The 13,107-nt window shown below is 38.4% G+C and carries 7 protein-coding genes; all 7 read left to right on the top strand.

Translation table 11 applies throughout. The features are described 5' to 3' along the window. Positions 1 to 649: 649 nt before the first annotated feature. Entirely contained in the window at positions 650 to 1,393 is a 744-nt protein-coding gene (locus tag M3630_RS02150; protein WP_251251067.1) for an ankyrin repeat domain-containing protein, read from the top strand. A 299-nt stretch (positions 1,394 to 1,692) separates the two neighbouring features. Further along, complete coding sequence (locus tag M3630_RS31100; protein ID WP_353057204.1) at positions 1,693 to 2,226, top strand: helix-turn-helix domain-containing protein; 534 nt, start codon at positions 1,693 to 1,695, stop codon at positions 2,224 to 2,226. Next, positions 2,130 to 2,849 (top strand): hypothetical protein, encoded by a 720-nt coding sequence (locus M3630_RS31095; protein WP_353057203.1) that lies wholly within the window; start codon positions 2,130 to 2,132, stop codon positions 2,847 to 2,849. Before M3630_RS31100 ends, M3630_RS31095 begins: the two co-directional genes overlap by 97 nt. Positions 2,850 to 3,254: 405 nt before the next feature. Beyond that, positions 3,255 to 3,392 (top strand): aspartyl-phosphate phosphatase Spo0E family protein, encoded by a 138-nt coding sequence (locus M3630_RS02140; protein ID WP_251251317.1) that lies wholly within the window; start codon positions 3,255 to 3,257, stop codon positions 3,390 to 3,392. Positions 3,393 to 3,805: 413 nt separating this feature from the next. Next, positions 3,806 to 5,446 carry a hypothetical protein gene (locus tag M3630_RS02135; RefSeq protein ID WP_251251066.1) on the top strand — a complete coding sequence of 547 codons (1,641 nt, stop codon included), beginning with the start codon at positions 3,806 to 3,808 and terminating at the stop codon, positions 5,444 to 5,446. Between the two features lie 143 nt (positions 5,447 to 5,589). After that, positions 5,590 to 6,048 carry a hypothetical protein gene (locus tag M3630_RS02130; protein WP_251251065.1) on the top strand — a complete coding sequence of 153 codons (459 nt, stop codon included), beginning with the start codon at positions 5,590 to 5,592 and terminating at the stop codon, positions 6,046 to 6,048. A 1,430-nt stretch (positions 6,049 to 7,478) separates the two neighbouring features. Further along, entirely contained in the window at positions 7,479 to 13,091 is a 5,613-nt protein-coding gene (locus M3630_RS02125) for a polymorphic toxin-type HINT domain-containing protein (RefSeq protein ID WP_251251064.1), read from the top strand. Positions 13,092 to 13,107 lie beyond the last annotated feature (16 nt).

Here is a 13,107-nt window from a genome sequence, read left to right as displayed (position 1 = left end):
TCATAATTTGCAAAAAGTGCATAAAATTCAATGTATTCTCCTTAAAACAAAAACGGGATAGCCTCTTGTTATCACAAGGGGCTATCTCGCGTATTTCCGTAGATCGTATTTAACAAAAACGTTAAATAACTCTATCTGTGTTTTTAAAAAAAGCTATCATTAGATAAAGCAGAATAATATGCCCCAAGCAAAGGGATATCAACATGGTAATAAGTGCGATCTTATTTTCGAATAATTTAGATCGCAACGTTAAAAAGAGTAGAAATCCAGTAACAGCAATAAGAAAAACAAGAGAAGTCCAACAGGACCCTAGATAAGTTACCCCAACTTTGATTTCAGAATACAATCTCTCTGCTGGCTGGTGCGAGAGGCTACTCCCAATGAGAGTAAAGAAATAGGATACATCATGACTAACGGGTAGTCTTATCGTTCTCATCATGTAAGGCTTCACATATTCAATAAAACTTCTTTCCTAAACACATGTCATTAGATTGGAAAAATTGTACTTACAATTAAAGAGGTCTAAAAGAGGTTCAATGATATTACTGATAACGGCTTAGAGTGCATCAGTTGAGGAGCGTATGTTTGGGATCAATCTATAAAGATTATGGTATAATCTACCTGGTACTTTATCGGGAGGTCAGAATGTATGTCAATTAAATTGAAACGAAGTCTACTTTTAGGATCAGTTGTAGTAATTTGCTTATCCATTTGGGTTATTGTTATACAAAGCATGACTGGGAGTAAGTCATTATCATCAAATTCAAATTCGAATGCTCAGGCCCAAAAAACGGCAGCGGATAAAGCACCTAATCTGAAAAAGGAAAGCAATCCAAACCCTGACGTTCCAACTCAAGAGGGAACACAAAGCTTAAATAAAGCTAAAGTTGAAGTTCCTAATAAAGTGTTAAAGTCAGGAATAGATAAAAATAGTCAACCAGAAGTATCGATGAACCTCAATTATGATCAAGTAATTAGACTTACAAAGGGTGATAAGATAGTTGCCATTGCAGATGATCAACTGGCTTCAGAAGAAGCAAGGAAGGCAAGACAAGAAATGGACGATTCTTGGAGTCGGTTTGACGCCTTAACTTTTAATGCTTCAGCTCTGGATAATAAGATAGACAAGGTGAAGTTATATTTGAAAGCTGGAATGGACCCAAATGCATACATAGAAGTAGAGGTAGGAAGGAAGAGCCGTCCCATTCATGCCGCAGCTAATAATGGCCATTTGGAAATGGCTAAACTCCTCCTTGAACATGGAGCAAATCCGAATCTTTTGACTCCTTACGGTCCAGATTATCCATCCACCTTTATGACTCCGTTGGAGGAAGCAAGAAGAAAGGGAAATCAAGAAATGATTGCTTTGCTTGAGGCATATGTCCGCAATTAGAACTTGCGATAAATATAAGCCGAATTACCCTACGGTAATCCGGCTTTTTTGCTTATTTAACTTTAGAGTTGAGAAATTGCATTTCTCATAGGATACCCCAATTAGTTAGGTTTACGTCGGTCCTTCCACTCATCAACCTCTCGTGGATCGATAATTACCAAGATTCCAGTAATTTACATACGGTTATATTCTCCATTTTGCAAATAAAAGTAAACTAAAAGAGAGTATGATTAAATGTTTTAATGGAAAAATTACTGGACAATAATGAACCTTTTTAGGGAATAGAGGAGTGTTTGTATATGAGGCTGCAAGAGACATTGCAACGGTCGTTGCGGTCGGAGCTTTATAGGCTTCAGAAGCAAAACGGTTATACGCTAAGCAAGCTCGGAGAATTGTCTGGTATTAATCATGGACACCTTAGTGATATTGTACGGGGCAAACGATTTATTACGATAGGACAACTAGACGCACTAGCTAAGGTTTTTGGTCAGCCTTCTGGATGGCTATATGATTTGTATACAAGCGAGTGCTTCACAAAAGATAAGGCATCAAGAACACGATTGCTACCATACCTTATTCGATGTGCGGAAATTGGCCTACATGATAGTATTCAGCAGGTAGTTTCTAAGTTACTGGATGACCGTAAGAATGTGGGTATCCTCTTTTCAGTGGCAGAGCAACTCTTTGCGAATGGGAAGCTAATTCAGTCTGTTCCGTTCTATCAACACGGGGTGATATGGAATTCTACGCTGACGAATTACGCTCTTTATCTTTTAAAGTCTATGATAATGAGTTGGGTAAAAGGAAAAACAACAAGGTATGCGAACCGTTAAAAACGGACCGTCATTTAGTTGTGTATTATGGACAAGGTTATCTCTTAAAAGGTGTCGCATTACAAATGCAAGGAATGTACAGTGAGGCGAGGAAGTATGTTCAAGGTTATGCAGATCTTGCGTGGTTTGAACTCCTAGATGAAGAGGGATTAAAAGAAATTGAGAAGTTCAGAATCTGGGCAAAAGCCAATTTACTTACCTATAGTTTTCTAATGGGGGAAACTGGAATTTTACCTGATTATTTGGAGTTTCTATCAAAATACCCAGCTGAAGTACCAGCTGGACTTTTGACAATCATGGAGGCAGCTTGTAAATATGACCTTGATGTTGAGGAGATACTTGATCAATATTCTGAAGAAGTTCAGCGTTTCTTTGAATACAAGGGTGCAGTTAATATTGGCAGGCATTACAAATTCAGGTATTATAAAATTGTATACGAGTTGAAGAAAGGACGCATTATAAATGCGCTCGAAGAAATCTTATGCTGTCTTGACTTAGCTGATCAGTTGAAGGATCACGAAGCATTTAAACGTTGTACATCATTGTTTTGGGAACACCGTCAACAAGCCTCAAAGCAACATGAACAGGTTTTTCAAGAAATAATAGGGAGGTCCAAATTATGAAGCTAAAGTTGTGCTCGTTATCGCTTTTGCTAGTTTTTGGCCTGTGCATCGGTATCGCAAAAACTGAAACATCATATGATACAAAAAGCACCGTACAGAAGTACACACATGGAGTAGGCGGTTAAATAGAGTAGACAAAGGTCAGTACCTTCAAAAGGTACTGGCTTTTTTATGTTTCCTTATTTTTGCAATACCGAGATTTTAGGAGAGTCTAGTATAGTAAAAATGTCCTCTTCATACATAAAAAGGAAGGAACGATAGTCTGTAGCTGTGAAAAAATTGGATTCTTTGGAATGTATCGTCGTCTCTCCTATAATCGAATTAGATGGAGATAGGGAACCCTTTTCTCCTAAAGACAGATGTATATCCCTGCTGGATAAGAATCAGGTGGATTTAGAGAAAGAAATGGAAGGTTTACGGGGAAAGCTTATAGAACTTGCGAATGTAAAAGGTTTTTCCAATACAGAAGTTGTGGAGTTGAGTCAGCTCCTGGACCAATATATTGTGCATGTCCAAAGCTTGATGCATAAAAGGACTAACTGATTGTGAAGCGAGTCTTGAATCTTTTAGGCAAGAATAATTATTGCTCGATTGTACTTATATTGAAAAACCATATAGTACATATGGATATTCCGTGTTTGAGACATTATTAAAGACTATCGATCTATAATCGATAGTTTATGGAGGCATGCTGTTATTTACACGATAACGCAGGAACCTATAAGTTAAGTGTTGGTGACCAAACATTTCGAAAGTGGTAAATATTGCCTAGTTATCAATAGTAAAATCACAACTTTGGGAAGAGGAGATTCATGTAAGATTCCATGATAATTAATGCAAACAAATGCACATAATGTAATTAACAGGTAATTACTATCTAAGGAGGGACAGCTAATCCACTAGAGAACATATGGCTTATTATAAAGTTTCTAGGAGAAGAAAGGAGTTTTAGTCGAATGTTAAAGCCAAAAATATTCAAAAATTTATTGAACGGTTTATTTGTGGTTTCCATAATATCAACTTTGACAATAGCTTTTACTATAGGCCAATCGGTCAAACAAGCTTATGCTGCATCTCCAGTTCAGAATATTGAATCACAGGATGAACGAATCTCAATAGAAGCAACGATTAAGAATGAAAAGTCTTTAAATGGAAGCAATAATGGAAAAATAAAAGTAAATTTAAGTGTCAAAGAAAAAACTAATAATGATGTTTCTCTCTCTTACGATTTATATAAGTTATCTGACGATAAAACTGAGAGTATCTTGCTTAAAGATAAAACGAACGTATTTGCGACCAGAATGGTAGACATCTCTAGTCAAGATGCGTATATTGAGCTGGAGAATCTAGATCCAGGATATTACAAAGTAACGTTAAAAGGCGTATCTAAGCAAAATGACGGCGACGTATGGTATAAAGAAAAGTTGGTTTTCTTCACAGTGAACGATGAAGGTATGGAGAGCGGTTGGTTGGACAAAATACCAAATTACTCGTCAGCAACTAGAGAAGATGGAACCAAAGCTGATGTGATATCCGATCCATCATCCGACGACTATGGAAAAGAAGACAAGAAAACAACGGAACAGCGTGATGTTCAATCATTAAACGTACAACCGGCATCTAATGGTGCGATAAAAATTATAGGAAATTGGAGTCAATATGCAAGGGATGGAACGGAAACTCCCGTGTATGATGCAGAAGTTGAAGTTAGGTACAGAGATGATTTCTACATTTGGAGAACAGCTGGTACTACCTATACTTCTCATAAAGGCGATTGGTTTGTTTATATCACACCGCCAAGCAGCCATAATCTCTGGGAAATTAGGGTTAAAACCTTTGCACTTCAAGGAGAAGGAAAAGTAGAAAATGAAGACGGGAATTACTGGTATGCATATACCCAATATACAGATCTTGCTACACCTCAACCTTGGGGGGGAGTTGATGTAGGTAAGTGGTTTGTTAGTAAAGGCTCTCATACCGAGAAAGCTTTTTGGGCTTTCAAAGATATCATCATTACAAAGTATAATTTGGTTTACGAAAGATTTGGAAAGACCCCCGTCGTCTGGTACCCTACAGCAACAAATCTAGCGTACTATACTCCAGGTGACAAAGTATACCTTGGTGCAAGTAGTCCTGATTCTCAATCAATTACTATTCATGAATTAGGGCATGCTACTATGTATAACGCCTACGGAAGCTATCCACCTATCAATTGTCCAAGCCCACACTATATTAATAAAACAAGTAATGACAAGGGATGTGCTTGGTCTGAAGGCTGGGCAGACTTCTTACAAGCGTATATAAATCGTTCCCCTCGCTTTTATTTTGATTCAACTACTTATGTAGATCTTGAAAATACTTCTAGTATGGATACTGGAGATATGGTAGAAGGACGAGTAGCTGGTGCTCTTTGGGATCTTTATGATCCTGTTAACGATGGTAGTGACACACGTAATTATTTCTTCCACGATATTTATAGTGTAATGCGTGAAAGCAAATTAAATAGTTTCAGTGAATACTGGGATAAATGGAAGTCGCTAGGGTATGATGTGAATGCAAAAGATTCACTCCACCAAAATACAATTTACTATAATTGAGATCCGCAATTGATTTTTTGATACCCTAAAGACAATTAAACCAATTCGGACAATTTGTCTTTAGGGTGGTTTTATCAGCTGAAACATAATGCAAATTTTCACGTCTAATATACATATATCCATTTCCATAAAGGGGGGGTTTTATGAAAATATGGATTTATGTTCTGAAATTTACTCTGATTTTGATGTTGTCTGCTTGTGGTTTTAACCAAAAAATAAGCAATACACCACCCATTCCTGAATCTCCGTTCCCCATTGATGTGACAGCAAGCTTGAATGAATATATATTTGAAAACGACAGCGGAAAAATAACCATGTTAATATCTCTACATTCAAACAAGGAAACAAACGATAATGTCGTACTTTCTTATCAATTGTTCCGCGATGAAAATAACCAATGGGTACAGAAGAATCAACAAGAATTGTTAAATGAAAAGTTAAACTTCAAGGAAGAACGTACGATTACGCATACAATCCAACAACTTAATGCAGGACGTTATCGAATACTAATAAATGGGCAATATGGTTCGATGGGGAAGGAGATTAGTGTTATATTCTCGATTTCTGAGCAAGGTAAATTGACAATAGAGACAGGTACGTAGTACCTTGTCAAATTATATAGACGAGATAAAACTCATAATGTAATAACTTACTCTCTACTTGTCCTGGTTATGGCCAACAATTTGAACATGACTGGATATTCTGCCATAACAGTTCAGCGAATCGCCGTCGAACTGATTCATTCCACATAATCAACAAATCGTTTATGCAGCAGCCGTTTTCCTGAAAAACTCAGAAAAGCGGCTGCTTTCCATTGTAAGTATTGTATATACCTTTACAAAGCTTCCGTGAGATATCCTCACTTGTGATAAAGAAGATTCTATCTCATTTGTTTAAGTTGGATATAATGCTGCTAATCGAGCTGCATTATGAAGGGAAACGACTATTGATTTCCGAGAAAGTTTTTTGAGCAAGCGGGGACGGAGAATATTGCTTTGTCATTCTGTAGAGAGAAAATTACATTGGCACTGGGATCATATATTCGGAATGTCAACAGGGGATTTACCTACCATCGCGCAGGCAAAAACCGCACATTCATTGAGCAAGCTGATGGGGCTGGAATGGTCGTGAAGTCATGGAACAGCTCTGTAAGGAGAAGATCAACAATGCCAGCACGATGGCGAACAGTACGGAATGAACCGGGACTTGATCCGAATAATCGAGCTGGATATCCTATTTGATGGATCGATCACGATCGATCTTGGTGGCGTGACATGTCAGGTGAACCGTGAAGGATAACATATTATCACTGCACACCTTTGTAACAATATTTAAGAAACCTCCCCCTACATACCAAAGAAAATGAAGATGAAAACCCACGAAGTTCCCTTTTCCAAAACTGGATTAAGAACTTTTTAATTATTGTTGTTACTGGAATTGAAAAGCGATCACACTGATATTGGCACAATAAAATTTTCTTACAGTAAAGCCAAATTATCCTCTGTCAACCACTTGGAATTCCTACTTATTTTTCCTCGATCAATTACATAATGCAAGTCGTTTCTACTCAAATCACTTTGCTCAAATACTGACCCATGGGTTCATATTACACGCTTAAAGACTATTTGTAATTAGACTATGAAGAATATTGTTTATATTAAAGGAAAGGCTAAGTTCCTGGTTGTGAAATATGTAAAATATGACATTATACCCATTTTACATATTAGCATGTAATGATATCATGTTTACTCATAATAAAATATGGAAAGTGAGGTAGTAATTATGAAGATAATTGTGTTTTGTTAACACAATAGTGACCCCTGTTTTTCAAGGCATTAACCAATTCTGCTCAATTCGGGTAGACAGGAGATTCTGTTGTAACAAAAGGCCTAAGGAATTGATTTGGTAAAGGGTAGGTATTACTTAGATAGTGACTCTTTCTACTGTCTGTATATTGAACATCAATTAAATTTTCTTAAGTGCTGTTCTCGAATGTCAAACTAGTAGAAACCTAACCAATGAGGAGAGCAAAGTGAACATTAACATGAAAAGATATTTGTCCGTGCTTTTAGTTCTGAGTGTGCTATTGAATATGGTAGTACCTCTTTCATATGCATCTACGAATCCAGATATTCAAATGAACACAGCGGTAACAAAAGAAAATACATCTTCAGAAGGTGTAGAGAGTACAACAGAAATAGATAGCGAAGGATCTATAGATAGTAAGTTACCTTTAGGCGAGAGAAAGCAAGAAAACGAAGAAGAATTAGAACCAGAAAACGAAATAGTAGCGTTATCGATCCTTCCAGCTGAAATTCAATTGGGAGTAGATGAGTCTGTTGCTTTACTTGTTAAGGCATTGTGGGCAGATAAGGTTGTTGAAGATGTAACCCAATCTGTCACGTGGGAAATCGAGAACGAAGAATTGATTCGTATCGAAGAAGGAAAGGTCATTGCTCAAGCTCTGGGCAAAACAACGCTCACTGCTACTTACAAAGACAAAGTGACGAAAGTGAATGTTGAAGTGGTAGATGCTTCTTCAGAAGAGCCAGCTGTAGATGAATTAACCGATGAATCACAAGCTGGCGAATTAGAAGAGGAAATCCCCAAGTTGATGAGCCGAGTTGCGGGGGAAACATTCGAGCTAACCATTTCCGAAGGCGAGACTTATGTTTTTGAAAATAGTAATCCTAAATCAAGTTCTTTGTTGAAAGCCGATACTTCGAGAAGTGATGGCAGGACGTATGACTATGCTGCGTACAATGCAGAGGGAGAGGGCATCGCTCATGACCTAGACTCCATTGCTACTTCAAGGTCGATCCCGCTAAATGGAAGGCTTGTTGTTACGGTTACTGGATTTCCTGTAACTTTTACGGGAGATGTAGAAAAGACAACCTATTATTCTGCATCAGAACCCGCTTTATTTAAAAAAACGTTGAGCAAAGATGAAACGTTTATTGCAGTAAATACAAGCTCACAAAGTGAGTCCATTCAATACACTGGTGGTACGAAAAAGAAATTCAGTTATCATATATTCAACAGTGATGGTTCGGTTTACAAACAGGCTGTCGATACGTCGACAGTTTCCTATTCCGTTCCAGCAGGTGGAAAGTTTGTAGCCACTTCGACATCTGATGATCCTGTAACATTTGGTGGTTATTATGACATCTTCAAAGAAGAGGATACTTCCGAAGGGACTGTCATCAGTCACAAACTGAATCAAGGCGAGTCCTATCGTTTTGTCAATAATAGTGAAAAGACATTAAGGTTAGATACCGATGCTGCGTATAAGACAGATACGAGATTTGATTTTGCTATTTACAAAAGCGATGGCACAGTACATTCCCAGGCTGCTAATTCATATGCAAGATCGAACGCTGTTCCCGCGGGTGGAGAGATAGTTGTAACGGTTAAGTCTAGCACGCCGATCACGTTCCAAGTATATGACCCTATCTTTGTCGGAACCCCAAGTGTTGATCCTGCTCTTTGGGAAAGAACGGTTACCAAAAATGAAACAGTCAGTGTGAGAAATATAAGCTCATTCGACCTTAAAGCTCTAACAGATGCTGGCCCAAATAAAGTATTTACTTACCAGGTTACAAGTCGTGATGGGTCTATCGTGAGTCAACAGGACAATTCCTCCTTGAGAAGCATACCTGTTCCAGCTGGTGCGACGTTGACTGCAACAGTAACCAAAGATAATCCCGTAACATTTCACGGATATTTTGATTATTTTAAAGAGGAACAGGTAGAAGATCTTCTATTCAAACAAGTAGTCAAACAAGGCGAATCTTATATCTTTACGAATGTTAGTGGAAAGATTCAAGAGATTGAAACAGATGCTTCTTCTTCAAAAGGAAATCGATTTGAATACACCGTTTATCATAGCGACGGCACTGGCAATTCATATGCCCTGGATACAGCTTTGAGATCGAAGAACATTCCAGTCGGTGGAAAAATGGTCGTTACGGTCACGTCTTCCATACCTGTGACCTTCCAAGGATTTGAGAAAGGTGTAAAAAGAAGCCTCAGCGCAAATCCTGCACTATTTAAGCGCCAAGTGTTTAATGGTGAAACAGTAAGCTTTTTAAACACAAGCACGAAAGAATTAAAGATTGAAACGAATGCGTCAAGTAGGAATAAATACAGTTATCAGATTGCTTCTAATACTGGTTCTGTCGTCAAACAGCAAAACGATGCAACTGCGACAAGCTTGGAGATACCAGCAGGTGGAAAGCTGACGGTTACCATTCCCTCCGATCAGAGCGTTACCTTTTATGGATATTATGACCTCTTTAAAGAAGATGGTTCTAGTTCGATACGATATAAACTACAGCTGAACCAAGGCGAGTCTTATGTATTCACAAACACGAGTACAAACAAATACCAGTATATAGATACAGATGCTTATTCCTCTCCGGATAAGAAATACGATTATGCCTTGTGCTATCAAGGAGCTCCAACACGTCAGTCTGCAAGTGATAATGGAAGACAAATTTCAATGCCTCCGGGTAGTAGAGTAGTGGTCACCGTCATATCCTTAAAGCCTGTGACATTCGAAGGTTTTAAAGATGGATTGGAAGCAAGAGTGAATCCTACCCCTGCTCTTTTCAAACGAACAGCGGGTAAAAATGAAACAATTGGGATTCGGAATACAAGTCAAGATACCGTACAAGTTCTAACAGATGCAACCTACAACAAAAATCGATTTACTTATCAAGTGATGAAGAGTGACGGTTCTATTAGTATGGAGGCCAATGACTCTTCTCAGCTCCAAGTATCCGTACCGCCAGGGGGTAAGCTGACAGCAACAGTGACCACTGACCTGCCGGTTACGTTCGCAGGTTACTATGACATTTTAAAAGAAGAGTCAGCGGTTTCTTTAACATTTAACCAACAACTACAACAAGGTCAATCTTATGTCTTTGTAAACAAGAGTGATATAAGGCGAGAAATAAAGACAGATGTTACCTATGAGTCTGGGAATACATTTGATTATGCCATGTACGAAGCGGATGGAACCGGTCACAGTCTGGAACGTGATTTCTCTAAAGATTTACTTGAAATTTCAGCGGGTGGAAAGGTAGTTGTAACGGTTACTTCGGTTTCTCCAGTGACGTTCAGCGGATTTGAAAGCTCGATAGCAAGAAGTGAAAGCTTGCAACCCGCCTTGTTAAAACGAACCCTTTTAAAGAATGAAAGTGTAAGCATTCTAAATCAGAGTAATAAAAGTTCGAAAATCAAGACAACTGCTACACGTTATGATCCCTATCGTTATGAAGTCACGAGTCCTGACGGTAAGATTACGGATGACGATGATAAAAGCACGTCAAAGAGTGAAACAATTAGGGCTGGACACACCTTTACCGCGACAGTCATCAATGATAATCCCATTGCTTTTTATGGGGCCTATGACCATTTTGTCGTAACTTCAGATCCAGTCCCGATCATTGAGAATGTAGCGGTGAACACTTTTGTAGATGTGACGAAGAATACAAAAGAGGTCATCTATCAGTTCACCACAGAAAAAGAGGGATTGCATCGCTTGTTTACATCTCCGTATCAAGAGAACGGTGGAGAGGTAGACACGGTTCTTACCTTGTACAGCGATTCTGCCATGCAGAATGTGATTGTGCAAAATGATGATCATGATGGCCCTTTCGGTTCGCTATTCTCCATGGTGGAAGCAAAGCTTGCGCCGAATACGACGTATTATGTAAAGCTTACCGCAAAGGGAAATGCAAATTTATTGACCAGAATGACAGTAGAGTCAGATTTCGACAATTCTCGTGAAACAGCTACGGTAGCAGAATGGGATGGGATTTATTCCGACCGTTTGTCTTCACCATACGATGTTGATTATTTCAAGCTTACGCTGGATGAGATTGCCGATATGAATTTATATGTCGACAACAACATTCTAACGTTAGAAGATAAAGACGGAAATGAGCTCCAGACGTTTTATGCGAATCAGGAAGACGTGTTATTTATTCCAGGCGACATAGGCGTATTTTATGTGAAAGTATGGAAGCAAAATCCAAGGAAAGAGAAAAGAGCCGCTCTACGCTCGTTACAGACTGCTCCAACTCCCATCTACCATACAAAGTTTCATAAAGTAGTACGGAATACGGAGTATATGGCTATAGATCCAACATCAAAGATTTCTGGATCGATTTCATGGAAATACTACGAAGATCATCAGGAAACGGTCATTACCGTAGCACCAAAAGATAATCCAACTCATGTAGTTTACCTAGAAACGAGAGGGTTTTTGGCGAAGAATGTGAATCATACCTTTACGTGGGATGGTTCCATCAATATGCCGACTACCCAGCCAATCTTAAAGAATGGTACTTACGTTGTTAAAATTCGAGCAAAAGACGTTGCAGAAAGGTATACAATTAATTCATGGTTCAGAGTGCACAATACCAAGGATACAGAACCACTTAATATTGATGCTTTAATAGATACATACAATCGGGAAGTATCTGCTGAAGACATTAGCAAGATGCAAACCAATCTTAAAAAAATGAAAATGTATGATGGCGAAGTTACAGGCTCTTACGATAGCGATTTACTGATGTCGGTAATTATGTATGAGGTAGTTACCAACAGATGGAGCGGATTAGTTGCTCAACAAGAAATGGATGCAAAAAATAACGGAACCTACTATGAGCCTATTACTGAAAGAGGAAAAATAACGAAGAGATTGGTTAGCAATTCTTATAAAGACGCACACCGAGACTACTCGGGGGAAAGAATTGAGTTTATGTTGCAAGGCGATGCGATCATCTATTCAATTGCAACGCGCGGGGCAATACGTATCTTACGTGTCGGGCCTGTCATCACTGTAAAAATAAGTAAAACCGCAAAGGAACTAATTGATGAAGTCAATGAGATGTTTGAATGTAATTGTTTTACTGCTGGAACAAAGGTTCTAATAGATGAAGGAGAGAAAAATATCGAAGACATTGAAGTCGGAGATATGGTTCTTTCCAAGAACGAAGAGACTGGCGAGGTAGCTTATAAAGAGGTAACGGATACGTTCAACCATGAGTTGGATGAGATATACAGCATCCAAGTTGGCGGTCAGATGATAGAATCGACTTATAACCATCCATTTTATGTGCAAGACAAAGGATGGACGTTCGTCAAAGACCTCAAGGTAGGAGACTTGCTTGTTCAGAGTGATGGGAATACACTCAGGATAGAGAGTATCGAACTGGAACATAAACAGGCTACCGTCTACAATATGACGGTGAGTGAGTTCCATACGTACTTTGTTAGTGACCTTGGGATTTGGGTACATAATACAAATTGTTATGGTGGTTTTAGAAATTTTGATAACCATTATGACAAACATGTTCTTGGTAAAAATGGAGGTGCAAGAGAGTATGGGAATAACTTTACAAAGCAAGAATATTATAATTTAGCTTTCGCTTTAGCAAGATCAAATGTTGATGGAGTAAATATTATTCAAAGATATCAGGGAAATACAAAAGTGATTTATAATAGAGGGACTAACGATTTGGTATTTGTCCATAGTGATGGTACGATAGGGAGTCTTTTTAAACCTAAATTTGGAAGTAGTGACCCAAATGCTGGTTACAATTATTTCATGAGGATTACAACAGCAAATCCATAAAGAGTATGAGGATGTC

The sequence above is a fragment of the Brevibacillus sp. MER 51 genome (assembly GCF_023714195.1).
Classification (GTDB): domain Bacteria; phylum Bacillota; class Bacilli; order Brevibacillales; family Brevibacillaceae; genus Brevibacillus.
The sequence above is the reverse complement of the archived record's forward strand: the minus strand, read 5'-3'. Positions and strand labels throughout refer to the sequence as shown.

Excerpts from the sequence above, each read along its gene's own strand:
- M3630_RS02135 (WP_251251066.1), top strand. The coding sequence starts at position 3,806 with ATGTTAAAGCCAAAAATATTCAAAAATTTATTGAACGGTTTATTTGTG.
- M3630_RS02140 (WP_251251317.1), top strand. The coding sequence starts at position 3,255 with ATGGAAGGTTTACGGGGAAAGCTTATAGAACTTGCGAATGTAAAAGGT.
- M3630_RS02150 (WP_251251067.1), top strand. The coding sequence starts at position 650 with ATGTCAATTAAATTGAAACGAAGTCTACTTTTAGGATCAGTTGTAGTA.
- M3630_RS31095 (WP_353057203.1), top strand. The coding sequence starts at position 2,130 with ATGGAATTCTACGCTGACGAATTACGCTCTTTATCTTTTAAAGTCTAT.
- M3630_RS02130 (WP_251251065.1), top strand. The coding sequence starts at position 5,590 with ATGAAAATATGGATTTATGTTCTGAAATTTACTCTGATTTTGATGTTG.
- M3630_RS31100 (WP_353057204.1), top strand. The coding sequence starts at position 1,693 with ATGAGGCTGCAAGAGACATTGCAACGGTCGTTGCGGTCGGAGCTTTAT.